We start from the raw sequence: 25,397 nt of genomic DNA on the forward strand, positions 1-25,397 counted from the left end.
CTGTGCCGCTCACGCACGGCTCGCGCTCTCGCGCACGACCGCGCGGATGACCTCGATCGTCTGCTCGGGCCGCTCGAGGTGAAGCCCGTGCGAGGTGCCCGGCCACCGCGTGACCGGCACGCCGAGCGCCTCGGCGATGCGAGCGTGGACGGCCCGTGCGCTGTCGCCGATGCGGCCCGGCTCGTGGTCGGCGCTCACGATCGCCGCCGGGACGCCACGGGGCAGGTCCGACTCGTCGAGATCCGCCGCGCGCGCGGTGAGTCCCTCGATCGCGCGCGAGAGCTCACGGACGTCGATGTCGGCGTTCGCCCGCGCCGCGTCGGCGTACGGGCCGCGCAGTCCGGTGTTCTCGATGGCGCGTTCGATCACGGCGCGCATCCTGCGACGCAGGAGCCATCGCACCAGGGGCAGACGGACGGCACGCGTTGTCCTGGCGTGCATGCCCTCGATCGTGGAAGCGAGCTCCACGTCGCCGCACGGCATGGGATCGAGCAGCACGAGGCCGGCGACGTCGTCGGGGAAGTCCCGGGCGAAGTGCAGGGCCACGTCGCCGCCGAGGCTCTGCCCGACCACGACGACGGGTCCCATCCCGAGCCGACCCACCAGCGCGTGCAGGTCCTCACTCGCGTCGGCGAGGGTCCCCGGCACCGGCGAGACACCCGTGCCCGGTCGGTCGTGCAGGATGACGCGCGCACCCGGGTCCGCGACGAGGGCTTCCGGGTAGCCGGGATAGAAGCCGCGGCAGCTGACGTGGCCTCCGGGCAGCAGCAGGACGGGAGGACCAGAGCTGCCGTGGACCTGGGTGCTCTCGTTCATGGGGCTCTCCGTCGCTTCCCTGACGCGAGGGCGGCGGATCGGGTCCGGGCCTCGCTCACCTGCACGTCGATGGCGCGACGCGCGCAAGATTTGGTCATCAATCGTCGGGCTATATTGTGGAACAATATGGAGGTGCACGCATGAGCGCAACCATCCGCGGGAACGACCGCGCGGAGACCGCAGCGGAGCGGGTCGCCGCCGTGCTGCGCGACGAGCTGCTCGACGGCGCACACCCGGTCGGCACCCGGTTCCGCGAGGAGAGCCTCGCGAAGCGGTTCGACGTCGCCCGGCACACGATCCGTGCCGCGCTGCGCCTGCTCGTCGACTCCCGTCTCGTCACCCACGAGCGCCATCGCGGCGTCGGCGTGGCACCGCTGAGCAGGACCCGCATCGACGAGGTCTTCGACTACCGCAAGGTGCTCGAGCTCGGCGCGCTGCGTCTCGCGCAGACCGCCGGCGCGGACCTGTCGGAGGTCGAGGCCGCCGTCGAGCACCTGGAGGCGATTGCCGAACGCGACGAGCCGCTCGCGTGGCGCGAGCTCACCATGGCGCACAGCGCGATCCACGAACGGATCGTCGCCGCATCCGGCAACCCACTGCTCATGGACAGCTACCGGCGCTGCGAGGACGAGCTGCGGCTGCTGCTGACCTTCGTCCGGCCCGACTTCGACGCGGCGGCGATGGCGGCCCTGCACCGAACGCTGTTCGAGCGCCTGCGTGAAGGCGGCGAGCCCGCCGTCGCCGCGCTCGCCGACGACATCGACCACACCGGTCGGGCGGCCCTGCTGCACAGCCTCGCCCGATCCGAGGACGCAGCACGCATGCTCGGCCGCTGACCCCTCGCACGACGTCACCGTCGACCACACCGCCCGACCGACACATCGATCACACGAACAGGAGCGCTGATGAACGAGACCATCCGCATCCACGGTGGCGACGGCCCCACGATGCTGCTGCTGGCCGGAGGTGCTGCCTCCAGCCACGGCTTCTTCCCGGGCCTCGTCAGGGGGCTGCGCGACGAACCGGGGTGTCGAGTGATCGAGTACGACCGCCCCGGGACCGGACTCTCCACCGAGCGCGGAACCTTCGCCGAAGCGTCGTCGCACCTGCACCGCATGATCACCGACCTGCAGGTCGGCCCGGTAATCGTTGTCGGCCAGAGCCTCGGTGGCGCCGCCGCCGCATCGCTCGCCCACGATCACCCCGACGATGTCGCCGGGCTCGTCCTGCTGGACCCCACCCCGGTCAACGACCCGACCGTCGCCGCGCGGCTGGAACGCGCCTACGGGATGGTCGCCGCCGCCGCCCGTCTCCCCGGCGTCCCGGCGCTGCTGAGGTACGCCACGCTCCGGTCCATCGACAGGTCGATCCGACGCCGCCCGCTCCGCCCCGACTGCATCGATGCCTACCGACGCCTCGCCGACACCGACCACCCCCAGCTACGGCGATCGCTACACGGTCTCGCGCGTACGGCCGACCAGTTCCGCGAGACCGACCTCCGCCACGTACCCACCGTCGTGGTGACCGCCGACCGCAAGGGCGGCAGGGTCAACGCCAGCCACCGCAGGCTGGCCGACGGCTTCGGCGGGACACTCGAGATCTGGCCGGGCTCGACACACGCGATGCATCTCGAGTTCCCGGACCGGACACTGGCCACGGTCCGCGACATGGTCGCCCGCACCGACCCTTGAGAGGGTGTTCAAGAAGATCAGCTTGTAGGTGCAAACTGGCGTCGTTGCTGTCGAATGGCGGAGCCTCCCCCGGGCCAGGCGGCGGGTCATGGTGTTGATCACTGCCCAGCGGACCATGGCCTCGGAGGAAGCTCGGTGACGTTCGTAGTCACGAGCCAGGCGGCGGTGCGCGGTGGGCCAGGCCAGGGTCCGTTCGACCGCCCACCGGCGGGGGATCACCGCGAACCCGCGCTGTCCTGTGGCTCTGCGAACGACCTCGATCCTGGTGCGTAGGAAGGTCTGGGCCCAGTCGAGCAGGCGTCCGGCGAACCGGCGTCGGCGAACACGAATCGGACCGCAGTCGCCAGATGCAGCCCGAGCAGTGTGGCCTTGGCGCCGTCGCGGGCCTGGCGTCCGGCCGAGCACACCGTGACCGTCAGCAGCAGACCGGTGGTATCGGTGACGATGAACCGCTTCCGGCCGTCAATCTTCTTCCCCGCGTCATAGCTCCGTGACCCGCTCCCGACGGTGTCGGCACCTTTCACGTTCTGGGAGTCGATGATCCTCGCGCTCGGCTCCCGATCACGACCCTCGCCTACCCGTACCTGCCCGCGCACGACCGGGAGGAGATTCTCGGTGACCCGCTGCCGCCCCCACCGGTTGAAGTACCAGTACACGGTCCGCCACGGCGGGAAATCCGCAGGCAACCCCCGCCACACACACCCCGCCCGCACGGCGTAGAGGATCGCATCCACCACGTGCCGGCCGGATGCTTCTCCGGACGCCCACCAGGCTCCGGCGCGGGCAACAACAGCTCGATCACCGCCCTCTGCTCGTCACTGGCATCCGACGGCTACCGCCAGCGTCGCCGTGTCATCACCGTCCACGGTGGATCACCACGGACTCGTGGTCAGGCAGACACGCCGACTCTTCTCAAACATGCTCTCAGTTCCTCTCGGTGTTCTCGGGACACGCGCATCAGTTCTGGCACCAGCGACACACGCATACCGGTGGAGGCCACGTCACCACGGCGCTGACCAGCACAGAGTTCAGCCATGGAGGCCACGCTGGTGTCCGGAAGCACGAACGAAGCCATCGTCAGGGCTCTGACCAGCGAAAATGGAGCCGCCTTGGGGAGTCGAACCCCAGACCTACGCATTACGAGTTCTTCCATCGTGGAAACACCCGTGCGCAGGCCGTCCGTTCATGCACGTCGTGCAGAACACGATGCCCATCCAGCACCATCGGTGGACACCGTTGGAGGCCATGAGGGAGGCCACGACATCATTCGGTGCACGGTCCCAGTTCAGGGCATCAAGCGCCGGCCTGACGCTGTGACGGTCGACTCCCTACCCGCCGTCCTCGGTCACGGTAGCCCTGCTCGCTCCGCGCGTCCGCGGGGTCAGGTCGGGCAGTCCCCGACCGACGATCTCCCGCATCAGTAGCGCAGCGACGGTGCTGACCATCGCGGTCCCCACGACGAACGCGGCCGGGAAGATCGGCGGACAGACCCTGCGCGCGACCATCCCGTTCCTCCAGCGCGTGGGCGAGCCACCCTGCCGACCGTCCGAGGTGGAACAGGACCTCCCCCGCACCGTGGACCAACCCGTGCACGTGACAGAGAGCGCCGAGGGCGAACTCGACGTTGGGGGACTCACCGCTGCGGCCGGCCACGAGTTCGAGGACGTCGCCCACGACGCGCCGCCGCACCGGATCGGCCGTGTCGTCGGCGAGCAGCTCGTCGAGCAGGTGGCCGGCGCGTGGATCGACCCCTTCGTAGCGGGCCTGACCGAAGCCGGGCAGCACACCACCGAGCGCGAGCTTGCCGGCAGACTGCACAGGCTGAGCAATTCGAGGGACACCAGCGAAGCGTTACGGGGATCATCGAGGCGAGCAAGGTGCCCGCGCCGACACCTTGGCTCGTCCCGTGTGTGGCTCCTCGAACCGGGGACGAGGCGGGTGGCGGCCTGGGACGCGGCGCGAGCCACCTTCTACCCTCTGGGGCGCAAGCGGCCAACTCGCTGACCGACTGCGGACCGAGCGCGGGCAAGAAGTGTCGGCTCCCTCTGCCCCTGTATCCAGGGCCCCTCGTCGCGGATGAGACTCTGCCGTTGATCCCCCACAGCGACACTCTTCTCAACGGGGCAGTACTCGGCGGGCTCGCAGTTCAGGTGCTCATGGAGGTGCCCGGCGAGGCTGTAGCGAAGTGGGAGGGGTACGCCGAAACCTGCGGGTTTGGCCACCAGACTTACGAGCTGGGCGAGCTGGGCGGCGCTGACGCTGGCGGACAGCAGGGCGACGTTGGGGCTTCCGCCTGTGGGGCGGCCAGCGCGTCGGATGTACTCGGGATCGTCGAGCAGGCCGCCCATGTCGAGGGTCGCCTCGTGCGCCGCGAGTTGTCGGGAGCACTGCAGGCATGTACGTCCGGGCACGAGCGTGTGGGCTCGCCAGCTCGCGCCGCGCATGCCCCCGTCGGGCCCGGGGCGGGTCTCGATGTTGATACCTCCGTCGATGACGGGGATGAGGTCGGCGTAGGCGAGGGTGTTGAGCACGGCGCGGGGCCACGGGCGGTCAACACAGGAGAAGATGATGTCGAAGTCGAGCGCCGCGGCCAGGCCCTCCGGCGAGCAGATGCTGGTGTTGAACCTCTCGATGGTCGGTGAGGCCGCGGTCGACGCGGCTCGCATGAGGCGGGCCGCCACGCTGGTCTTCTTTCGGGATCGCCGCGCGTCACGACGGGTCGTGCCGATCATGCGGTCGAGGTTGATCGGCTCGACCACGTCGTAGTCCATGACGCGATCGGGCTCGGGGTCAAGGCTGCGCACGCCGGCTACTCGGTCCTGTTCGACACCGCCAGCAACTGGATCACCAGACTGTCCGCCGCGCACCAGAGCGGACGGCTCGAGGCAGAGCTGAAGAAGATCCGCCGCTACAAACTGATCATCATCGACGAGGTCGGCTACATCCCGTTCGACCAGGACGCGGCGAACCTGTTCTTCCAGCTCATCGCCTCACGCTATGAACAGGGCTCGGTGATGGTCACCTCGAACCTGCCGTTCGGTCGGTGGGGCGAGACGTTCTCCGACGACGTCGTCGCCGCAGCCATGATCGACCGCCTCGTCCACCACGCCGAGGTCCTGACCCTGTCCGGGGACTCCTACCGCACCCGAGCCCGCCGCGAACTCCTGGCCAAGCACAACCGCGCCAGCAACGACTGAGAACCGACAGGGGGGTCAGTCCCAGACCGTCGTTACGGGGTCACTCCAAACCCACCGTTGACACTGCGCGGCGGACTTCGGCGTAGGTGTGCTCCGGCGGCCAGACCATGGGCGCGGAGTGCTCCCAGAAGCCCAGGCGTCTCCGGAGGTAGGCGTGCTGCACCGCACCGAACCCATGAAGCAGCACCTCTGGGAGTCGGGAGGTCCGAGCAAGACCGACCACAGCCACAACACCTCCCGGTGCGGTCAGCTCGGCGAACCGCAGCAACGTCGCTTCGAGATCTGGGAGATGGTGCATCGTGGCGACCGAGGCGACCACATCGAACGCGCCAAGCTCGAAAGGGTGACTCATGACGCCTCCCTGCACCCAGCGGACCGAGTCATCCTCCAGCCGCGCCGAGTCCAGAACAGTCGAGTCACAGTCGATGCCTGTCACGTTGGGGACTGCACGACGCAGTTCGGCTGCGAGCAGGCCGTTTCCTGTGCCCACATCCAAAGCCGAGCTAGGGAGTGTCTCCTAATCCGGTCGCGTGGCGCTGGGGGATGATCATCAGGTGTCGCGGCGAGCTGTCCTGAACGATGCCCAGTGGGCGAGGCTTGAGCCGTTGCTGCCGACCTCGGACGGTCTGCCGGATCGCCCGTTCGCCGATCACCGCCGGGTGGTCGAGGGGATCATCTACCGATACCGATGCGGGCTGGCCTGGCGCGATGTACCGGCCGAGTTCGGGCCCTGGCAGACGTTGTGGAAGCGGCATCGCCGCTACTGCGGTGACGGCACCTGGGATCACGTTCTCGCAGCTCTGCTGGCCGATGCCGACTCGGCCGGGCTCGTGGACTGGGCGGTGTCGGTGGACTCGTCGATCATTCGTGCTCACCAGCACTCCGCGACCCTCACGCGGGACACAGGGGGCAGGATCGAACTACAACAATCTGCGCGTCGAGCCGCCCGATCACGCACTCGGTCGGTCCCGCGGCGGGCTCGACACGAAGATCCACCAGCTCGTTGACGGCCACGGCCGCCCGCTGGTCGTGCTCGTCGGTCCCGGCCAGGCCGGCGACACCCCGATGTTTCTGCACCTGATGAGTCACCTGCGTATCGACCGGGCCGGGCCGGGCCGTGCGCGGACCCGCCCGGAGCGGGTCCGCGCAGACAAGGCCTACTCCTCGCGCGCGATCCGCCGGCATCTGCGCGAACGGCGGATCGTCGCGGTCATCCCCGAGCCCGCTGACCAACAAAGGCATCAGAAACGGCGAGGCTCACGCGGTGGTCGGCCACCGGTGTTCGACCGGGTCGACTACCGCGGCCGCAACGTCGTCGAGCGCGGGTTCTGTGACGTCAAGGAGTGGCGCGGCCTGGCGACCCGCTACGACAAACTCGCCCTGACCTTCCGTGGCGGGGTCGTGTTGAAGGCGATCATCACCTGGCTACGGGCATTGGGAGACACTGCCTAGGTGTAGTAGCGAAGTGTCGATCGCCCCCAGATCTTCGGGTCAGCTGGGTTCGGTGCGTCGCGCAACGGCACGGGCGATCACGGCGCGGGCCTCGTCGACCGGGACCCGGGCGCGCGACCGGCGGGCAGACCGGGTGCCGAGCGAGGATCGCCCGTGCCTGCGCATCACGACGCCTCGGCAGCGCGGGCCTTCTTGGCCTTGTCCTCCTGGTATCCGCGGTATCCGGCCCGGAACGACACCAGGACGACGAGCGCCAGCGTGATGTACAGCGCGTAGTCGTCGATCAGCAGCACGATGTCGACCGCGCTCTGGCCGACCCCGTACCCCAGTCCGGCGACCAGCCCGGTGATCAGCGCAGCCCCGATCGCGTCGAAAATCAGGAACCTGACCAGGCCCATCCCGCCGAGACCGGCGACGGCGAACACCGCCGGAGCCGGGATACCGGGCAGGGCCGCTCCCACGACGACCAGCGGCATGGCCCACGACGGCCAGGACCGAATCCGGGCCACAAGCCGCTTCGCGGCTTCACCGGGGGCGAAGAGCTCCACGATCTTGCTACCCCAGCGCCTGCCGGCCAGCCAGAACAGCCAGTCGAACTTGATCATTCCGAACACGCCCGCCGCGATCACCAGCCACAGCTGGCCCTCTCCGATCCTGGCGAATGCCGCTCCCGCACCGATCGCGGACAGGCTGCCGGTGACGGCGCTGAGCGCGACCGGGTAGGAGGCCAGCAGGAACGGTCGCACCGGCATCGTGGCCAACATGAACACGATCACGCCGAGGGTCGAGAAGGCCAGCACCTTGTCCGTGCGCGACATCGGGTGGTCCCACGGCATGGCGTCGCGCCATGCCTTCTTCGCCTCGGCGAGCTCCTCGGGTGAGTAGTCCTTGCTCCGCCACCGCATCCGCTTCGTCGTCGGACCCGTCCCCGGTGCCGGTCCGCCGGCCGGATCGACCTGCGGGAGCCGGGTCGTCTCGGCCTCGGTGTTCCCCAACCCATCCGGTCGCGGGCCGTCGTTGGTACCCGTCATCGCTGTCCCCCACGGTCGGCCGTCCGACACGGCACTGATCACGTACGGTTGAACCAGACACCCTGCCGTTACGGCAGGGTCAACACGTTTCACCCGTGCGGGTCATGGCAACGGCCCGGCGCTCGATCGGGACCGATCTCGACCTTGCCCGGTGGCATGGTTTGCACTGCCGGCATGTCGAACCCGTTCGTCATCCAGGTGGCGCTGCACATCCGGCCGGAGTGCCGCGAGTCCCACCGTAAGGCGCTCGCACGGGTCATCGGCCGGGTCCGGGCCCGGTCGGAGTGCCGCTACCGCCACGTGTTCGACTCCGCGGATGATCCGGACACCATCCGGTTTGTCGAGAGCTGACGGGTCCGGGACACGTGCTGAAAGAGATCCGCGCGCTCGACTTCTAGCGGGAGTACGCCGCGGTCGGCGAGGCGATTTACGCCACCCCACGGCACGTCGAGATCCTGATCCCCCTACACAGCAGCGAGCGGACGTGACCGGCAACGTGCGCGAACTCTGCCGGGCCCATCTCGGTGCGCTCAATGCTCACGAGTTCGACCGCATGGACGAGTTCGTCCACGAGCAGGTGAGCTTCAACGGCGAGCCGGTCACCCGCGATCAGCCGATCGCGGCCCCGCGCGCGCTCGTGGACACGGTGCCCGACTTCTCCTGGCATCTGGAGGACCCGCTCGTCGACGGCGTCCGGGTGGCGGCCCGGCTCACGCTCGCCGGCACCCGATACGCGACCGGCTCGGCCGGGCTCGGTCCGGAACGTCGTTCCGTTTCACCGAGTAGGGCATGTACGAGCTGCGCGACGACCGGCTCACTCAGCTGCGGAACTTCGTCGACGTCGACACGCTGCACCGGCCCGCTGTATGACCTACGCCACTCCTTCTTGAGGGTGCCGTAGCGGCATCGACTTCCCTCACCGCACACCATCGACCCGGGAGCTTCCGATGTCCACGATCAGCCGGTCTCCGGACCACGTCCGTCCCGACCTCAGCCCGGCCGCCCGGGTCGTCGTGTGGGCGTTCCGGCGCAGCACGAACCGCCTCGTCCCGAGCAGCCGATGAGCGCCCCGGCACGGTCCACCCGACCCGGCGTCGACGACTCCCGGCCGTTCGGCGCTCACCTGCGTATGAGCTGGTGGAAGCCGCTCGTCCTGATCGTGGCCTTGCCCCCGGTCCTGGTGGGACTGCAGGTCGTCTTCTTCCTACTCGCCGGTCTCGTCGAGGGCAGCGACGATCCGTTGTCCACCGTGTTCACGCCGTGGAAGGCGCTGGCCGCCAACCTTTCGATCGGCGTGACCGGGCTGGTGGCGGCCGGACTGCTGGTGTGGATGACCGGAGTGCCGTGGAGCTCGCTGCTTCGTCATCGACGGGCGTTCGACCGGCGGCGGCTGGCTCATCACCTGATCGGCGCGGCGATCGTCATGGGAACCGTGCTGACGATCACCGGTGTCGTGGCTCCGCAGTCCACGGGCTGGACCGGTTTCGGGATCACGGGCACGACGGTCGCGCTGCTGGCGGTCACCGTGCTCACCACCCCGATCCAGGCCGTCGGCGAGGAGCTGACGTACCGCAGCGCCCTGCTGCCCGCGGCCGCGAGCTGGGTGCGAGCCGTGCGCCCGGCCCTGGCAGTCGGACTCGTGGTCTCCGCCCTGGGATTCGCCGTGGCCCACGGCTCCGGCGATCCGTGGCTGTTCGGCTACTTCCTGGTGATCGCCGTGAACACCGGCCTGATCGCGATCATCAGCGGCGGCATGGAGGCGCCCATGGCGTTCCACGTGGCCAACAACGTCCTCGCCGGTATCGCCGGCAACCTCCTCTCCGGCGGCGGGAGCGCCACCATCGACCGCACGACCGACACCGGCGGCCCGGCGTTGTTGATCCTCGTCGCCGGGAACATCGCCATGGTCGTCCTGGTCTGGGCCTACGGACGACGCGCGCGCACGCCCCGACCGCCCCGGCCGACGACGACACGTCCTGACCACCGCCCCACACAGACGAGGAGCAACCGATGACCGCCACACCGACCGGGTCGACGACGGATCTGATCGAGCTCGAGGAGTTCTTCGCCGACCCGGCCTTCGCCGCTCCCTCGCTGTCCCCGGACGGCACCCGGCTGGCCTACTCGGCTCCGGCGGGCGGGCGGCTGAACATCTGGGTACGGGGTGTGGAACAAACCCATGACGAGGCCGTCCAGGTCACCGCCGACACCCGCCGCGGGATCTACATCCACCACTGGACCGACGACCCGCGGTGGTTGCTCTACCTGCAGGACACCGACGGCAACGAGGACTGGCACCTGTTCCGGGTCGATCTCGACGATCCCGGCAGCGCCGCCGTCGACCTCACCCCGATGGACCCGGGCTCACGCGTGCTGGGCGTCGAGCCGGTCACCTCGATCCCGGGCACCGTCCTGGTCTGGATGAACCGGCGGACGCTGTTCACCGACGTGTTCCGCATCGACGTGGCCACCGGTGAGACGACCGTGCACCTCGCGCAGGACGACCCGAGGGCGTCGGTGCTGCTCGACCGCGACGACCGGCCCGCCTTCCAGACCGTGCTGACCCCGCAGGGCACGGTGGAGGTGAGTGCCTTCGACACCGGGGCCGCCGGTCCCGGGACCGTCGACGCCGGCACGCCGCGCCTGCTGCGGACCGTGGGAGGTGCGGAGCATCCGATGGGCATCCACCCCCAGCTGGTCACCTCCGACGGGCAGGGCCTGCTCGTCGGCTCCTTCGGCGACGGCGACCACCTGCGGCTGGTCCGGATCGACCGAACGACCGGTGACGAGACCGTCGTCGCCGAGGTCGAGGGCCTCGACGTCGACATCAGCGGCACCGCGGTCCCCGGGGTCCTGCCACCGATGGTCTACACAGCCCGGCGCACCGGGGAGGTCCTCGCGGTCCGTTTCGTCTCCGACCGCCCGCACGTGGAGGTCGTCAACCCGGAGTTCGCCGAGGTCTACGCCGCGCTGCAGAAGCTCTCAGACGGCGTGCTCGGCCCCCTGTCCTCCGACGACGCCGGCCGGCGGTGGGTCGCCACGTTCGTGCACGACCGCGAGCCCGGCGTCACCTGGCTCTACGACCACGCCACCGGGCAGGCGCGGCTGCTGCACCGGCCCGTGCGCAGCTTCGGGCCCGACGACCTGGCCCCGATGACGCCGGTCTCCTTCCCCGCCCGCGACGGACTCGAGCTGCACTCCCAGCTGACCCTGCCGGTCGGCGTCGAACCCCGCGGCCTGCCCCTCGTGCTGGCCGTGCACGGCGGCCCGTGGATGCACGACTCCTGGGGATACAGTCCGGAGGCCCAATTCCTGGCCAACCGCGGCTACGCCGTCCTGCAGGTCAACTTCCGCGGCTCCACCGGTTACGGGCGCCACCACGTCACCGCCGCGATCGGCGAGTTCGCCCGCGCCATGCACGACGACCTGATCGACGCCGTCGACTGGGCCGTGGCACAGGGATACGCCGACCCCGACCGGGTCGGCATCTACGGCGGGTCCTACGGCGGCTACGCCGCCCTGGTCGGAGTCACCGTCACCCCCGACCGTTTCGCCGCCGCCGTCGACTACGTCGGCGTCTCCGACCTGGCAAACTTCATGCGCACACTGCCGGAGTTCCTGCGCCCACAGTTCGTCAACAACTGGTACCGCTACGTCGGGGACCCCGAGATCGCCGAGCAGGAGGCGGACATGGCCGCCCGCTCACCGATCACCATGGTCGACCGGATACGCACCCCCCTTCTCGTCGCCCAGGGCGCCAACGACGTCCGCGTCGTACAGGCCGAGTCGGACAACATCGTCGCCTCACTGCGCAAGCGCGGCGTCCCGGTGGAGTACCTCCTCGCCCCCGACGAGGGACACGGTTTCGCCAACCCGCAGAACCGCCGACGCCTCTACCTCGCCATCGAGTCGCATTTCGCGACCCACCTCGGTGGCCGCGCGGGCACCTCCGCGGGAACGCCCCCGGGTTCGGCCGGGGGACATCGGTGAGCTGCGCCGTCCTGGGCTGGACCGGTGTCGCAGCCGGCCACAGCCGCCCTGGAGCTCGCGTCCTCCTACTCGCCGTTCCGGTCCCGGCCGGTCGAGCTGGCGGAGGCAATCGCGCACGCGACGGTCGGGTCCGTGGCCGATCCGTGACGTGCCGGACGACATGGCACACCGTCCGAGGACCTCCTGCTGTTCCTCACCCCCGAGATATCGGTCCCGGCCGGCCCGCAGGGACCTGGCCGACCGACCGAGCCCGACAGGTACACCCCCTCACCGACAGGAGAACACCCGTGCCCGTGAAGCTGGTACACCCCGAGAACGTGAACCGGGTCGAGGTCCACCACCAGGTGGCCGTCGCACAGGGATCGCGCATCATCCACCTGGCCGGCCAGGTGTCCTGGGACACCGAGGGCAACCTCGTGGGCCACGACGACGTCGCCGCCCAGGCCGAGAAGTGCTTCCTCAACGTCGCCGCCGCCCTCGACGCCGTCGACGCGACGATGGCCGATCTGGCCAAGGTCACCGTGTACGTCGTCGACCTCGACGAGCAGAAGGCCGGACAGATCGTCGAGGGACGTGACCGGGCGGCCGCGGCGCTGGGTGTGGAGCTGCAGCAGCCGAGCACCTGGATCGGAGTCACCGCCCTGGCCGCACCGGGGTATCTCGTCGAGGTCGACGCCGTGGCCGTCCTGCCCTGAAACAGACGCACTAGGCCGGCCACAGTCGGGCTCGGGTCCCGCCGATGGCGCGCTCAACGAGCGCGCTATCGGCAGCCCCTACCGTGCAGAGAAAGGAACACCGATGACCGTCGCAGTGGTAGTCGGCGCCGGACCAGGGCTGGGGCTGTCCATCGCCCGGCGCTTCGGCGCAGCCGGGTACGACATCGCCCTCGTCGGGCGCACCCGCTCCACCCTCGACGCCGGCGCCGAGGAACTGGCCCGGACCGGCGTCACCGCCGGGTGCTTCGTCGCCGATGTGACCGATCGGCGTGCCCTGATCGACGCGTTCGAGGCGATCAGGGCGCAATTCGGCGACATCGACGTACTGGGGTACTCCCCGTTCCCGCGAGACACCACCGAGGCCACGGTGACCGGAGCGACCGAGGTCACCGCGGAGTCGCTGCAGCCGTATCTGGAGCTCTTCCTGTTCGGCGGGGTCACCTCCGTACGACAGGTGCTCCCAGGCATGATCGGTCGCGGCCGCGGCACGATCATCGTCACCACCGGCGCCTCGTCGGGCCCGGTCGTGCACCCGCCGCTCGGGAACATTGCCGCGGCGAGCGGGGCGCTCCGCAACTGGGTGCTCAACCTGCACGAGGAGCTCCGGGACACCGGCGTGTACGTCGCCCACGTCGCGCTCGCGACCTGGATCGGGCGCGCGGGCCCGGCGAGCATGCCGGACACGATCGCCCGGACCTACCTCGATTTGCACCGTGAGCGTCGAGTCGCCGAGGTGGTGTACGGCGAACACGGTGTCGGCTCCCCACCTCCTGCCGCCCCGGTGCGGTGACCCGGCCTATTCGGTTCCGGCCGCGCGGCAGGCGCCGGCCCGGACCCCGGCCGCTACACCGGCTCGTCGAGAGGGCGGGTGGTGATGGCGGTTCCCACTCAGCCGTACCCGGCCCGTGGCCGCCCCACCACCCGCGAGCAGTCTGCGGCCGTGGCGTGTCCACGATAGACACGACACAGCCGAGGTCGGCGAGGGCGAGGGGGCTGCGTTTCAGGGTGCCCTCGCCGACCGTGTCGAGGACGACGTCGGCACCGCCCAGCGCGCGCACCTGCGGTCCGTGGTCCGTGATCCGTGGTCGAACTCGGGATCGATCATCAACACCGTCGAAGGGACGGGCAACGTGGGCAGTCGCATCCGTTGGGACAGATGTTGGCGTTGATCACGGTCGGCAGGCTGCTGCGCGGACTGACGGGACTCACACAGACCTCTGATCCGTAGGTCGCGGGCGGGTGCGGCGGCGCCCGTCTAGCCTCGGGCCGACGACGCCGGAGATCGCCGGCATGATGGTGTTCCTGGCCTCGCCCGGCGCGGTCACCGCCGAAGCCGTCGGGGCGGCCGGGGCAACCATGGAACGGGTCCACTACCGAGGAGGCCGTCCCCGCGCATCGCCGGGCCCGGTGCGGATCGAACGAACCCGGCTTACGTACTCCCGTGGCGGCTCGCTGTGGAAGGCGGTGAACGCACGGCTGAAGTTCGACAGCCGGGTGTACCCGACCTGCCGCGCGACGCTGGTCGGCGTGGCGCCGCCGGCCAGCAGCTCACGGGCCTCGCGCATCCGCGCGGCCAGACACCACCGAGCGAACGTCATCCCGGTCTCACGGCGGAAGACGTCGTTCAGCGGCCTGTCCACGACGATGTCCGCAGTCTCCGGGGCCCGCCGCAGGACGGCCTCGGCCACGGCGCGGGCTGGATCGCTGCGCGGCATCGGGAGCGAGCGTGCGCGATCAGACGCGAGCTGCCCGCGGAACAGGTCGAGGATCGTCCGGTGGTCGTGGCCGTCCGGGCGCAGCGGGGTGCGCGCGCTCACCGAGCGGTGCAGCAGGTAGGCGTCCCAGCTCGGCGGGAACTCCACGCGCAGGCCGTCGAGGCCGTGCCCGTCCCCGGGATCGAGGTCCCCGAGCGGGAGCGCGATCGAGCCGGGATGGGTCCCGAACTGGTGCTCCCGCCCGGCCGGGATCCACATCGCGTCGCCCTGGCGGAGGTGGTGGGTCACCCCGTCGACGCGCAGGTAGCCGGATCCCCGGTAGAGCCAGCTGAGCACGTGCCTGCGGTTCGTGTGCGGCGGGGTCTGCGTGGCCGAGAGCGGACGCCCGCCGGCCGCCCCGCCCAGGACCCGGGCGAGGACCCCGGCCCGGGGGAGGTCGGGTGGCCGCTGCGACGGGTGGGTGTCCCGGGTCCGGGACCGCTCCCGGTACTCCCGGGGCGTGATGCCGTAGCGGCCGCGGAACGCGCGCGCGAACCCGTTCCGCCCGGCGAACCCGGAACGGACCGCGGCGCGGCTGACGTCCTCCCCCGCGGCGAGGAGCTCGCAGGCGACGGTCAGCCGGTAGGCGGTGCGCCACTGCGCGAACGTCATCCCCGTGTCGCGCAGGAACTCCCGGTGCAGCGTCCGGGTGCTGCACGCGGCCAGGTCCGCCCACTGCCCGGCGGTGTGGTCGAGCGCCGGGTTCCGCGCCAACCCCTCGGCGACCGACCGCGCGACGGGGCCCGCGGGCAGGGGCGGACCGCCGTTCGGTCCGGTGGAGGAACCCGCGGCGGTGTCGACGACGTCGAGGAGCGAGGCCCGGGTGTAGCCGAAGCTGGTCACGGGCGCGATGAAGTGCACGTAGTGCTGGATCAGCCAGTCGTGCCATTCCGGCCGGACGTCGAACCGGACGGGCTCCGCCGACGCGGTCCCCGGGGCGAGCTCCGGCGGCACGCCGTAGGGGAAGGCCACGGCGCCCGGACGGGTGCTGATCCGCCGGCCGTGCTCGGCCGGGACCCAGATCCCCTCGCCGGCGGCGAGCCGTTCGACGCGCCCGCACTCCAGCTCCACCCGGGCCACCCCGGTGTGCACCCACGCCAGCAGGTGCGTCCCCCGGTTCCACCCGGCCCCGGTGTGCGCGCCCGGGATCGGCGGTGGTGAGGCGGCGGTGAGAACGGCCACGGCCCTCCGTCCCGGTCGACGCCGTCGCTGACAACCATCTGGCAGTACGCGCACCATCACCTTAGCAATGGGATGCCTAAGTTACGGGTCGACGGACCGACTCACCCGACCGTCGCGCCATGCCGGTCGCGCACCGACGACATCGAGGAGAACCGTGCCGAAGACCTCGCGCCCCGTGACGGTGCACCCGATCAGCGTGCGCGAGCTCCGCGTCGCCCGCATCGAGGACCTGACCCCCGGCATGCGCCGGGTGACGCTCACCGGACCGCAGCTGGACGCGTTCACCTCGGCCAATGGCATCAAGCGGCCGGCGTTCACCTCGTCCGGCTTCGACGACTCGGTCCGCCTGATCTTCCCCTACCCCGGGGAGACGGAGCCGGTGCTGCCGATCCAGCGCGAGGGCGGGACCGCCATGCCTCCCGGCAGGCGACCCTTGTCCAAGGCGTACTCGGTGCGGCGCTGGGATCCCGCGACCGGCGAGCTGGATGTCGACGTCGTCCGCCACGGCGTCGGCGTCGCCACCACCTGGGCCTACCGGGCGGAGCCGGGGGACCGCATCCACATGGGCGGCCCCAGCTCGTCGATGGGCATGCCGGTCGGCGCGGACCGGCTGCTCGTCGTCGGCGACGAGACCGCGCTGCCGGCCATCGCGCGGCTGCTCGACGAGCTGCCGGAGACGGCCGCGGCACGGGTGCTGATCGAGGTCGCCGAGTCCTCGCACGTCCAGCCGCTGCGCGAGCTCCCCGGCGTCACGGTCCGCTGGCTCGTGCGCGACGGCGCCGAGGCGGCCACGTCCACGCTCCTGCTCGACGCCGTGCGCGACCTGGAGTGGCCCCCGGGCCGGCCGTTCGCGTGGGTGGCGGGCGAGCAGGCCGTCGTGCGCGACATCCGCAGGCACCTCGTCGAGGAGCGCGGGATGCCGAAGGAGGACGTCGAGTTCACCGGCTACTGGCGGCGCACCGAGACCGTCGCCCGCGCCGACGACGCCGCCGTTCCCGACGTCGAGCGGACCGCCGGCGCGTTCGACCGGTTCCACGAGCTCTCCGAGCTGGTCCCGCCGATCGCGCTGCGGGTCGCCGCGGGTCTGGGGATCGGCGACCTGATCTCCCGCGGCGTCACGGGGGTGGCCGACCTCGCCGCCCGGTCCGGCAGCGACGAGCGCGCGCTGGGCAAGCTCCTGCGGTACCTGCACACGGTCGACGTGGTGAACGAGACGGAGCCGGGACACTACGGGCTGACCGAGGTCGGGGAGTTCCTGGCCGCGGACCTCTGGATCGACGCGCTCGCCCCGGACGGCGTCGTCGGGCGGCAGTGGCTCGGCCTGTACGGGCTCGAGGACTCGGTCCGCACGGGTGGCCCGAGCTACGCGGCCGTGACCGGCCGGGACTTCCCGGCGCTGCGGCGCGACCGGTCCTACGAGGACCGGTTCCTGGACTCGGTCGCGGGCGCGACGACGTGGATCGCCGAGCCGCTGGCCAAGGCACCGGCGCTGGACGGGATCGACCACCTGGTGATCCACGCGGACGGCGCCGGGATCCTGGCCCGCGAGATCGCGACGGCGGGCCCCGCCGTGCGGATCACGGTCTGCGCCCTGCCCGCGCAGGCCGGCTGGCTGCGCCGGGACCTGCTTGGGTCGATCCCGGACGACGGGATCCGCGCGCGGGTCGACGTCGTCGAACAGTCGATCTTCGAGCCGTCCCCGGCCGCCGACGCCGCGCTGATCGTGAGGGCGCTGGGGCCGCTGCCGGACGCGGACGCGGCGCACGCGCTGCGCCGGGCGGCGCAGCACACCGGCCGGGTGCTCCTCGTCGAGGACACGTTCGACCCCGACGCGCTCGACGAGCACGACGCCGAGGCGGACCTGCTCGCCCTGACCCGGGACGGGACCGGTCTCCGGACCCCGGCCGAACTGCAGGCGGTGATCGAGCGGGCCGGGCTGCGCGTCGAGCGGACCGAGGGCCTCGGCTGGCGCAGCACGCTGCGGATCCTGCGATGACCGCCGTCCCGGACACGCTCGGCCCCGCGACCGAGCAGGCCCCGCGGCGACGCCCGATCGGCCGGGCGCTGGGTGTGCTGGTGCTCGTGCTCGCGGTCACGGTGCTGGCCAGTCTCGCGATCGGCGCCGAGACCCCCTCCCCCGTGCGGGTGCTGTCCGCCGCGGTGTCCGGATGGAACACCGATCCGGACGCGTGGACGCTCGTCGCGTACTACCGGGTGCCGCGCACCCTGGTGGCCGTCGCGGTCGGCGCCGCCCTCGGCGTCGCCGGGGCGCTGATGCAGGCCTACACCCGCAACCCGCTGGCCGACCCGGGGATCCTGGGGGTCAATGCCGGGGCGGGGCTCGCGGTCGTGGTGGCGATCTGGCTCGGGCTGGGCACCTCCGTGTCGTTCCTCGTGTGGCCCGCGCTGCTGGGCGCGGTGCTGGCCACGTTCGGCGTGCTGCTGCTGGCCGCGACCGGCCGCGGACCGGCGACGCCGGTGCGGATGACCCTGGCCGGCGTCGCGCTGGCCGCGGTCCTCGGCGGGATCACCACGACGATCCGTCTCGGTGACCCGGCCACCTTCGACCGCTTCCGGTCCTGGGCGGTCGGCTCGGTGGCCGGCCGCGAGGTGGGCGACCTGCTGGCGGTCACACCGTCCGTCGTCGTCGGGCTGGTGATCGCGGTGGCCCTGGCCAAACCGCTGAACGCGATCGCGATGGGCGAGGACGTGGCCCGGTCGCTGGGGGTGGACGTCCGCCGGACCCGGCTGGGCACGGTGCTCGCGGTGGCCCTGCTGGTGGGTGCGGGGACCGCGGTCGCCGGGCCGATCGCGTTCGTCGGGCTGATGGTCCCGCACGCGGTACGCCTGCTGGTCGGCAACGAGCAGACCCGGATCGTCCCGCTGTCCGTGCTCGCGGCGCCGTGCCTGCTCGTGGCGACGGACACGGCCGCGCGGGTACTGGTCCCCGGCCAGGAGGTCCCGGTCGGGGTCGTGACCGCGTTCGTCGGCGCCCCGGTCCTGCTCTGGCTGATCCGGGACAAGCGGGTGAACACGCAGTGAGCGTCCTGTCCGAGGTCCGGAGCCGGGTCGTGGCGGTGCGGGTCGGCCCGACGGTCTCGGGACGGACGACGGTCCGCTCCGCGCTCGTCTGCGCCACGCTGGTGCTGCTGACCGTCGTCGTGACCGGCCTCGCGCTGAGCCTGGGGCAGATCGTCTTCTCGCCGGCCGAGGTGCTCAGCGCGCTGGCCGGGCAGGCGCCGGGGCGGGTCGAGCTGTTCGTCGTCGAGTGGCGGCTGCCCCGCGCCGTGGCCGCCGTCGTGTTCGGCGCGATGCTCGGGGTGGCGGGCGCGCTGTTCCAGACGATCACCCGCAACCCGCTGGGCAGCCCGGACATCATCGGGTTCACCGCCGGGTCCTCGCTGGCCGGCACCGCGGCCATCGTGCTCGTCGGTTCCGGCTTCGCGGTGGTGGCCGGGGGTGCGCTGGTCGGCGGGTTCGCGGTCGCGGCGGCGATGGTGCTGCTCTCCCGCGGGGGCGGGGCGGCCGGGTTCCGGCTGGTGATCGCCGGGATCGCGCTGAACGCGATGCTGGTCAGCACGGAGCGCTGGCTGGTGCTCGTCGCCGACCTCGACGACGCGCTGGCCGCGGGCCTGTGGAACGCCGGGACCCTCAACGGCACCGACTTCGCCTTCGTCGGCTGGGCCCTGGTGCTGGGCGGGATCACGATGGCACTGGCCGTCGTGCTGCTGGGCCCGAGGCTCGACCTGTTCGACATGGGCGAGGACACGAGCTCGGCACTCGGCGGACGTCCCCGCAGTACCCGGCTGTACGCGATCGGCGTCGGAGTCCTGCTGGTCGCCCTGGTGACCGCGGCGGCCGGGCCGGTCCAGTTCGTCGCGCTCGCCGCCCCGCACATCGGGCGACGGCTGGCCGGGAGCTCCGGGAACGCGCTGGTCCCGGCCGCCTGCGCCGGGGCGCTGCTGCTCGCCGCGGCGGATCTGGCCGCGCAGCACCTGGTGCCCGGCCAGACCTATCCGGTGGGGGTGGTGACGCTGGTCGGCGGCGGCCTCTACCTGATCACGCTGATCGTCCGGGAGAACAGGAGGGCTGCGTTGTGAGCGACGCTGTGAGCGACCCGGCACCCGAGCACTCCGCCCTACGCGCGGTCGACCTCACGATGGCCTACGACCGCCGGGTCGTCGGCCGGAACCTCTCGGTCGACATCCCCCACGGCGAGTTCACCGTCATCATCGGGCCGAACGCCTGCGGCAAGTCGACGCTGCTCCGGTCGCTGTCCCGGCTGCTGACCCCGGCCGAGGGCACGGTCCTGCTCGACGGGCGGGACATCCACCGGATGCGCGCACGCGAGGTCGCGACCCGGCTCGGCCTGCTCCCGCAGTCGGCGATCGCGCCGCCCGGGATCACCGTGTTCGACCTGGTGCGCCGCGGCCGCTACCCGCACCAGTCGATCCTGTCCCGCTGGAGCGACTCCGACGAGCGCAGCGTGCGCGAGGCGCTGGCCGCGACCCGGATGACCGAGCTCGCCGACCGCGACGTCGACGAGCTCTCCGGCGGCCAGCGCCAGCGGGCCTGGGTGGCGATGGTGCTGGCCCAGGAGAGCCCGGTGCTGCTGCTGGACGAGCCGACCACGTTCCTGGACATCTCCCACCAGCTCGCGCTGATGGAGCTGTTCGCCGAGCTCAACCGGACCGCCGGCCGGACCGTCGTCGCGGTGCTGCACGACATCAACCACGCGGCCCGCTACGCCGGACACCTGATCGTGATGTCGGAGGGCCGCATCGTCGCCGAGGGCAAGCCGGTCGACGTGCTCACCGGACCGCTGCTCGCCCAGGTGTTCGGCGTCGACGCGGTGATCGTCGAGGACCCGCTCAACGGTGGCCCGCTGGTGGTCACCGCCCACCCCGGCCGCGACCGCGCGACCGGCGCTCCCGAGAGGACGGCAGGACGGACATGAGGAACAACGGAATCCGGCTCCTGACGGGGGTCCTGGCCGCGTGCGCGATGCTGCTCGCCGGGTGCGGGAGCGGCGGAGGCGAGGCGCAGAATGGCTCCGGCGAGACGCGGGTGGTGACCGACGACTTCGGAACGCAGGTCGCCGTCCCGGTACGGCCGGAGCGGGTCGTCGCCACGTTCTTCTCGCCGATGATGGGTCTGCTCGATCTCGGCGTGACCCCGGTCGGCGCCGCCGCGTGGCAACCGCCCCTGGTGACCTCGGCGTACGCCGACCGGCTGGCGGGGGTTCCGGTGGTGACCTCGCGAGAGGGCGAACCGGAGCTGGAGCAGATCGCGGCGCAGTCACCCGACCTGATCGTCGCGACCTCCTACACCAACGAGCAGGTGATCGGCAGGCTCCGGACGATCGCGCCCACCTACGTGGTCCGGCTCTCGGCGGGCGGGGCGAACGCGACCAGCTGGCAGGACCGGTCGAAGCAGCTCGGCGACGTGCTCGGCCGGAGCGCCGAGAACGACCGGCTCGCGGCCGACTTCGCCGCGCGCGTGCAGCAGATGAAGCAGACCTATGCGCCCCGGATCGCCGGCCGGACCGTCGCGATCGTGGCCGGTTTCCAGGAGAACAACGCCGCGGTGTTCTCCGCGGCCTCGGGTAGCGGCCGGATCCTGACCGATCTCGGGTTCCGGTACTCGGCGCAGGCCGACGCCGTGGCCGGCCGCGAGACGAATGGGCTCGCCCAGGTCTCGTTCGAGCGGATCGGATCGGTCGCCGGCGACGCCGACACGCTGTTCCTCGGATCCGACCTGCAGGGCCGGGTGAGCCCGTTCGTGACGTCGCTGCAGCAGACGCAGCTCTACAAGGACCTGCCGTCGGTGAAGGCGAACCGGGTCGGGGCGTTCAAGCCGCAGGTCACCGGCTACACCGACGCGAACTTCCTGCTGGACCAGGTCGAGAAGCTGCTGAAGGGCATGCCGGCTTGAGTGCGGACCCCGCGGGTCTCGGGCGCGGTCCGCTGACCCGACGGCTGCCGGTGCTCTGGCAGGCGGCGCGGGACACGCCGCCTGCCCGGCCCTACGACGTCGGGCCCGGTGACACCCCGCGGCGGTTCCTGCTGCGGGTGATCTTCTCGGTGAAGCGCCTGACGATCCCCGCCCTGGTGTGCGCGACCTTGCTGATGGTGGGTCAGTCGCTGGTGCCGGTGATCGTGGGCGTCGCGATCGACCGGGCGCTGGCCACCGGCGACGGGTCGCAGCTGCTGTTCTGGACGGCCGTCCTCGCGTTCGACTTCCTGGTGATCACCACGTGCTCCCGGTTCGGTCAGCAGCTGATGGTCCACGCCGCGCAGCTGGCGCAGCTGCGGCTGCGCGAGACCCTGTCCCGGGCGGTGCTGCACCCCGAGCAGCCCTCGGGGGTGCGGGTCGACGGCGGGGTGGTCTCGCTGATGACGAACGACGTGCAGCGGACGGCCGTCGTCGGGCTCGGGGTGTTCGCCCTGGCCGAGATCCTGGCGATCGGCTTCATCGCGGTCGCCCTGCTGTTCGTGCACCTGCTGCTCGGGGTGGTGGCGATCGTGGGGGCGGTGGTGGCGCTGTGGCTGACCGGCGTGGTCAGCGGCCGCTTCACCCGCGACAGCCGCGTCTACCAGAACCTGCTGGCGGGGACGGTCGGCCGGGCGACCGACCTGGTGCACGGCTACCGGGTGATCAAGGGAGTGCGTGCCGAGGCCGAGGCGACCCGGCGCTACCGCGAGGCGAGCGCCGAGACCCTGCGCGGGGCCTACCGCAACCAGGGCCTGCTCGGCCGCTTCATCGGCAGCAGCGGGGCGGTGAGCGGCGTCTACGTCGCGGTCGTCGCCTCGCTCGCCGGGCTGTTCGCCGTGCAGGGCGTGCTCTCGGTCGGCGGGCTGATCGCGGCCGTCGGGCTCGCCCAGGCGCTGCTGCCGCAGCTGTTCTTCATCTCGCGCAACGCGGTGCCCGGCTGGGTCGCCGGGCTCGCCTCGAGCGGGCGCGTCCTCGACGCGCTGAGGGCCGCGGGCGACGACTCGGCGCCCGACGACCGCACGACCCGGCCCGTCCCGGCCACGGGGGCGGCGGTCGAGGTGACGGTGCCCGGACGCGGTGCGGTGCGGGCCGGGCCCGGCGAGCTGGTCGGGGTGCTCGCCGACGACCGCACCGCTGCGGCCGTCACCGCGGCCGCGCTCGACCCGCACGGCACCGATCACGGCGCCGAGGACGGCACCGACGACCCGGGGGCCGGTGTCGCGGTGACGATCGGCGGAGTCCCGGCGGAGCTGGTGGGCCACACGGTGTACCGGGAGCACGTGCTGGTCGCGCCCCATCGGTCGACGCTGTTCAGCGGCACGGTCGCCGACAACCTGGACGTCCCCGGGTCGTCCGCGTCGACCCGCGCCGCGGCCCTGCGAGCGGCGGCCTGCGACGACTTCGCGGGCGGGCCGGAGGGCTCGGCCGAGGTCGGCGAGCTGGGCAACCGCCTGTCCGGCGGACAGGCCCAACGGATCGCGCTGGCTCGAGCGCTCGCCCGGGACGCGCCGGTCCTGGTGCTGCACGACCCGACGACCGCCGTGGACCCGGTGACCGAGGGCCGGATCGCGCGCGGCCTGCGCGAACGGCGTCGGGACCGGATCACGATCGTGATCGCGGCGTCGCCCACGCTGCTCGGTGTCTGCGACCGGGTCGTCGACCTGCGGTCAGAGCTGGTCGGGGTGGCCGGGGCCGCCGCCGACGGGGGCTCCCGATGAGCGGGGCGTTCCCCGTCGCCGACGCCGCGACGGTCCGCCGGGAGGTCGGACGGCTCGCCCGGCCGTACCGCCTGCGGCTGGTCGGCGTGGTGGTCCTCGGCGTGCTGAGCACCGCGACGACGCTGGTCACCCCGCTGGTCGTCGGCGATCTCGTCGACCGGGTCCAGGCCGGAACGGCGACGCTCGGCACGCTGGCCTGGACGGCCGCGGCGATGATCGTCACGACGGCCGCGGGCTCGATCGGGACCGGCGCGACGGTCGCCCTGGCGGGCCGCTGCTACCACGCCGTGCTCGCCGGGCTGCGCGAGCAGCTCGTCGAGCGTGGGCTGTCCCTGCCCCAAGCGGTGACCGAACGCGCCGGGACGGGGGACCTCGTGTCCCGCTCCAGCGACGACGTCGCCGAGATCGCCGACGCCGCGCCGCTGATCATCCCGGCCGTCACCACGGCGGCGTTCACCATCGTCGTCACCGTCGCCGGGGTCTCCACCCTGGACTGGCGCTACGGGGCGGCGCTGCTCGTCACCCTGCCGGTGTACGTGATGACGGTGCGCTGGTACCTGGGCACCGCACCGGCGGTCTACCGGGCCGAGCGGGCCGCGATGAGCGGCCGTGCCCAGCAGATCGTGGAGTCCCAGCGCGGGTTCGCGACCGTGCTCGGCTTCGGTCTCGCCGACCGCAGGCACCGCTGCCTGCAGGACGCCTCCTGGGTCGTCTCCGGGCACACGCTGCGTGCGCGGACCGTGCAGAACATGTTCGGCGCCCGGCTGGGCCTGGCGGAGTTCCTCGGCCTGGCCGCGATCCTGCTCGTCGGGTTCGTCCTGATCTCCGACGGGCGGTCCACCATCGGCGCGGCCACCGCCGCGTCGCTGATGTTCCTGCGCCTGTTCGGGCCGGTCTACGGCTTCCTGCTGGCGCTGGACCGGATGCAGTCCGTCCTCGCCTCGCTCGGCCGGATGGTCGGGGTCGGCACCGTCGCGGATCCGGGTCCGGATCACGCCGGGGGCGGGACGGTTGGCGGGTCGGTCCGGGTGGAGCGGGTCGGTTTCCGCTACGCCGCGGACACCCCGGTGGTGCTCGACGGCGTCGACCTGACGGTGCGGGCGGGCGAGCGGGTGGCCGTGGTGGGGGCGTCGGGCGCCGGGAAGACGACGCTCGCCGGGATCGTCGCCGGCATCCACGACCCGGTGACCGGGACCGTCACCCGCCCCGGGCGCACCGCGCTGATCACCCAGGAGTCGCACGTGTTCTCCGGGACGCTGCGCGACAACCTCACACTCGCCGCCCCGGACGCCCCCGACGACCGCATCCGGGACGCACTCGAGACCACCGGTGCCCACGCTCTCGTCGACCAGCTGCCCGAGGGACTGGACACCGAGGTCGGTTCCCGCGGCCGGGAGCTGACCCCGGCCGAGGTCCAGATGGTCGCGCTCGCCCGGGTGGTGCTCGCCGACCCCGACCTGGCGATCCTCGACGAGGCCACGGCCGAGGCCGGCTCCACCCACTCCGAGCAGCTCGACCGTGCCGCGGACGCCGCGCTGCGCGGGCGCACCGGTCTGGTCGTCGCCCACCGGCTGTCGCAGGCGGCGGCCTGCGACCGGATCGTCGTCCTGGAGCGCGGCCGGATCGTCGAGGACGGGGCGCACGACGAGCTCGTCGCCGCGGGCGGGCGCTACGCGGAGCTGTGGAACGCTTGGCGCGGAGGGATGCCGATCCGATCGGAAACACACTCTTGACAGAGACGATGGAGACCGCAGACCTCACTCCTGACCCCGCCTTGCAGAGGAAGGGACTGCTCTGACTGTGGTTGATCCGTGTCGGCGAGGGCGTGTCTCCTAACCTGGTCGGTCGGGGCTGCG

Annotated in this window: 23 protein-coding genes and 2 pseudogenes; 18 read left to right on the plus strand and 7 right to left on the minus strand. The window is 71.9% G+C overall.

Annotated features, from left to right (window positions below; all coding sequences use genetic code 11):
* Positions 1-9: 9 nt before the first annotated feature.
* Positions 10-816, minus strand: coding sequence for an alpha/beta fold hydrolase (locus DMP17_RS25460; protein WP_337830807.1), 807 nt, complete (start codon positions 814-816; stop codon positions 10-12).
* Positions 817-956: 140 nt separating this feature from the next.
* On the opposite strand from DMP17_RS25460, the gene DMP17_RS25465 reads away from it, so the two are divergent.
* Together DMP17_RS25465 and DMP17_RS25470 are read left to right on the plus strand one after the other, a co-directional pair.
* Positions 957-1,652 carry a GntR family transcriptional regulator gene (locus tag DMP17_RS25465; protein WP_337830808.1) on the plus strand — a complete coding sequence of 232 codons (696 nt, stop codon included), beginning with the start codon at positions 957-959 and terminating at the stop codon, positions 1,650-1,652.
* 69 nt (positions 1,653-1,721) lie between these two features.
* On the plus strand, positions 1,722-2,507 hold the full coding sequence (locus tag DMP17_RS25470) for an alpha/beta fold hydrolase (RefSeq protein ID WP_337830809.1): 786 nt from the start codon (positions 1,722-1,724) through the stop codon (positions 2,505-2,507).
* Between the two features lie 215 nt (positions 2,508-2,722).
* Here the strand turns inward: DMP17_RS25470 and DMP17_RS25475 are convergent, their stop codons facing one another.
* From DMP17_RS25475 to DMP17_RS25490, 3 genes are all read right to left on the minus strand, one after another.
* A complete protein-coding gene (locus tag DMP17_RS25475) occupies positions 2,723-3,244 on the minus strand; it encodes a transposase (protein WP_443217906.1) in 522 nt (173 codons plus the stop codon).
* A 556-nt stretch (positions 3,245-3,800) separates the two neighbouring features.
* The gene (locus DMP17_RS46455) at positions 3,801-4,325 is read right to left on the minus strand and encodes a citrate/2-methylcitrate synthase (protein WP_443217907.1); all 525 of its coding nucleotides are present in this window, start codon (positions 4,323-4,325) and stop codon (positions 3,801-3,803) included.
* A gap of 152 nt (positions 4,326-4,477) precedes the next feature.
* Positions 4,478-5,278, minus strand: a complete 801-nt coding sequence (locus DMP17_RS25490) for a ThiF family adenylyltransferase (protein ID WP_443217975.1) — start codon at positions 5,276-5,278, stop codon at positions 4,478-4,480.
* Between DMP17_RS25490 and DMP17_RS25495 the strand changes: the two are divergent.
* A pseudogene (locus DMP17_RS25495) lies at positions 5,276-5,704 on the plus strand (ATP-binding protein); the annotation flags it as partial. The gene DMP17_RS25490 and the pseudogene DMP17_RS25495 sit on opposite strands and share 3 nt — an antisense overlap.
* A gap of 40 nt (positions 5,705-5,744) precedes the next feature.
* Here the strand turns inward: DMP17_RS25495 and DMP17_RS25500 are convergent.
* Positions 5,745-6,200 (minus strand): class I SAM-dependent methyltransferase, encoded by a 456-nt coding sequence (locus tag DMP17_RS25500; RefSeq protein ID WP_337830812.1) that lies wholly within the window; start codon positions 6,198-6,200, stop codon positions 5,745-5,747.
* Between the two features lie 58 nt (positions 6,201-6,258).
* Here DMP17_RS25500 and DMP17_RS25505 point away from each other — a divergent pair.
* Positions 6,259-7,156 (plus strand): annotated as a pseudogene (locus tag DMP17_RS25505) (IS5 family transposase).
* Positions 7,157-7,320: 164 nt separating this feature from the next.
* Here the strand turns inward: DMP17_RS25505 and DMP17_RS25510 are convergent.
* Entirely contained in the window at positions 7,321-8,187 is an 867-nt protein-coding gene (locus DMP17_RS25510; protein ID WP_226354293.1) for a DedA family protein, read from the minus strand.
* Positions 8,188-8,361: 174 nt separating this feature from the next.
* Here DMP17_RS25510 and DMP17_RS25515 point away from each other — a divergent pair, with 174 nt between their 5' ends.
* The 7 genes from DMP17_RS25515 to DMP17_RS25545 all read left to right on the plus strand — a co-directional run bounded on the left by DMP17_RS25515 (position 8,362) and on the right by DMP17_RS25545 (position 13,683).
* On the plus strand, positions 8,362-8,538 hold the full coding sequence (locus DMP17_RS25515) for a hypothetical protein (RefSeq protein WP_337830813.1): 177 nt from the start codon (positions 8,362-8,364) through the stop codon (positions 8,536-8,538).
* 133 nt (positions 8,539-8,671) lie between these two features.
* A complete protein-coding gene (locus DMP17_RS25520) occupies positions 8,672-9,088 on the plus strand; it encodes an ester cyclase (protein ID WP_226354295.1) in 417 nt (138 codons plus the stop codon).
* A 159-nt stretch (positions 9,089-9,247) separates the two neighbouring features.
* Positions 9,248-10,201 carry a CPBP family intramembrane glutamic endopeptidase gene (locus DMP17_RS25525; protein WP_337830814.1) on the plus strand — a complete coding sequence of 318 codons (954 nt, stop codon included), beginning with the start codon at positions 9,248-9,250 and terminating at the stop codon, positions 10,199-10,201.
* A complete protein-coding gene (locus DMP17_RS25530) occupies positions 10,198-12,177 on the plus strand; it encodes a S9 family peptidase (RefSeq protein ID WP_337830815.1) in 1,980 nt (659 codons plus the stop codon). Before DMP17_RS25525 ends, DMP17_RS25530 begins: the two co-directional genes overlap by 4 nt.
* Before the next feature lie 24 nt (positions 12,178-12,201).
* On the plus strand, positions 12,202-12,324 hold the full coding sequence (locus tag DMP17_RS25535; protein WP_337830816.1) for a hypothetical protein: 123 nt from the start codon (positions 12,202-12,204) through the stop codon (positions 12,322-12,324).
* Positions 12,325-12,464: 140 nt separating this feature from the next.
* Positions 12,465-12,872, plus strand: coding sequence for a RidA family protein (locus DMP17_RS25540; RefSeq protein WP_337830817.1), 408 nt, complete (start codon positions 12,465-12,467; stop codon positions 12,870-12,872).
* Positions 12,873-12,975: 103 nt separating this feature from the next.
* Positions 12,976-13,683, plus strand: coding sequence for an SDR family NAD(P)-dependent oxidoreductase (locus tag DMP17_RS25545; RefSeq protein WP_337830818.1), 708 nt, complete (start codon positions 12,976-12,978; stop codon positions 13,681-13,683).
* A gap of 580 nt (positions 13,684-14,263) precedes the next feature.
* Here DMP17_RS25545 and DMP17_RS25550 read toward each other — a convergent pair.
* Entirely contained in the window at positions 14,264-15,829 is a 1,566-nt protein-coding gene (locus tag DMP17_RS25550) for a helix-turn-helix domain-containing protein (RefSeq protein WP_337830819.1), read from the minus strand.
* Positions 15,830-15,983: 154 nt separating this feature from the next.
* Here DMP17_RS25550 and DMP17_RS25555 point away from each other — a divergent pair, with 154 nt between their 5' ends.
* From DMP17_RS25555 to DMP17_RS25585, 7 genes are read left to right on the plus strand one after another with little or no spacing between them, the layout of a single operon-like run.
* On the plus strand, positions 15,984-17,825 hold the full coding sequence (locus DMP17_RS25555; protein WP_337830820.1) for a siderophore-interacting protein: 1,842 nt from the start codon (positions 15,984-15,986) through the stop codon (positions 17,823-17,825).
* A complete protein-coding gene (locus DMP17_RS25560; protein WP_337830821.1) occupies positions 17,822-18,871 on the plus strand; it encodes a FecCD family ABC transporter permease in 1,050 nt (349 codons plus the stop codon). The genes DMP17_RS25555 and DMP17_RS25560 overlap by 4 nt, the downstream gene beginning before the upstream one ends.
* A complete protein-coding gene (locus DMP17_RS25565) occupies positions 18,868-19,929 on the plus strand; it encodes a FecCD family ABC transporter permease (RefSeq protein ID WP_337830822.1) in 1,062 nt (353 codons plus the stop codon). Before DMP17_RS25560 ends, DMP17_RS25565 begins: the two co-directional genes overlap by 4 nt.
* Positions 19,926-20,786: an ABC transporter ATP-binding protein gene (locus tag DMP17_RS25570; protein WP_443217908.1), complete on the plus strand. Its 861-nt coding sequence runs from the start codon at positions 19,926-19,928 to the stop codon at positions 20,784-20,786. Before DMP17_RS25565 ends, DMP17_RS25570 begins: the two co-directional genes overlap by 4 nt.
* Positions 20,783-21,763: an ABC transporter substrate-binding protein gene (locus DMP17_RS25575; RefSeq protein WP_337830823.1), complete on the plus strand. Its 981-nt coding sequence runs from the start codon at positions 20,783-20,785 to the stop codon at positions 21,761-21,763. Before DMP17_RS25570 ends, DMP17_RS25575 begins: the two co-directional genes overlap by 4 nt.
* Positions 21,760-23,541, plus strand: coding sequence for an ABC transporter ATP-binding protein (locus DMP17_RS25580; protein WP_337830824.1), 1,782 nt, complete (start codon positions 21,760-21,762; stop codon positions 23,539-23,541). Before DMP17_RS25575 ends, DMP17_RS25580 begins: the two co-directional genes overlap by 4 nt.
* Entirely contained in the window at positions 23,538-25,274 is a 1,737-nt protein-coding gene (locus DMP17_RS25585; protein ID WP_337830825.1) for an ABC transporter ATP-binding protein, read from the plus strand. Before DMP17_RS25580 ends, DMP17_RS25585 begins: the two co-directional genes overlap by 4 nt.
* Positions 25,275-25,397 lie beyond the last annotated feature (123 nt).

The organism is Pseudonocardia sp. TMWB2A (assembly GCF_017312135.1).

What these genes read in the sequence shown, in the direction of transcription:
- DMP17_RS25460 (WP_337830807.1), bottom strand. Translation starts at nt 816, where the DNA reads ATGAACGAGAGCACCCAGGTCCACGGCAGCTCTGGTCCTCCCGTCCTG.
- DMP17_RS25465 (WP_337830808.1), top strand. Translation starts at nt 957, where the DNA reads ATGAGCGCAACCATCCGCGGGAACGACCGCGCGGAGACCGCAGCGGAG.
- DMP17_RS25470 (WP_337830809.1), top strand. Translation starts at nt 1,722, where the DNA reads ATGAACGAGACCATCCGCATCCACGGTGGCGACGGCCCCACGATGCTG.
- DMP17_RS25490 (WP_443217975.1), bottom strand. Translation starts at nt 5,278, where the DNA reads ATGGACTACGACGTGGTCGAGCCGATCAACCTCGACCGCATGATCGGC.
- DMP17_RS25510 (WP_226354293.1), bottom strand. Translation starts at nt 8,187, where the DNA reads ATGACGGGTACCAACGACGGCCCGCGACCGGATGGGTTGGGGAACACC.
- DMP17_RS25515 (WP_337830813.1), top strand. Translation starts at nt 8,362, where the DNA reads ATGTCGAACCCGTTCGTCATCCAGGTGGCGCTGCACATCCGGCCGGAG.
- DMP17_RS25525 (WP_337830814.1), top strand. Translation starts at nt 9,248, where the DNA reads ATGAGCGCCCCGGCACGGTCCACCCGACCCGGCGTCGACGACTCCCGG.
- DMP17_RS25530 (WP_337830815.1), top strand. Translation starts at nt 10,198, where the DNA reads ATGACCGCCACACCGACCGGGTCGACGACGGATCTGATCGAGCTCGAG.
- DMP17_RS25545 (WP_337830818.1), top strand. Translation starts at nt 12,976, where the DNA reads ATGACCGTCGCAGTGGTAGTCGGCGCCGGACCAGGGCTGGGGCTGTCC.
- DMP17_RS25560 (WP_337830821.1), top strand. Translation starts at nt 17,822, where the DNA reads ATGACCGCCGTCCCGGACACGCTCGGCCCCGCGACCGAGCAGGCCCCG.
- DMP17_RS25575 (WP_337830823.1), top strand. Translation starts at nt 20,783, where the DNA reads ATGAGGAACAACGGAATCCGGCTCCTGACGGGGGTCCTGGCCGCGTGC.
- DMP17_RS25585 (WP_337830825.1), top strand. Translation starts at nt 23,538, where the DNA reads ATGAGCGGGGCGTTCCCCGTCGCCGACGCCGCGACGGTCCGCCGGGAG.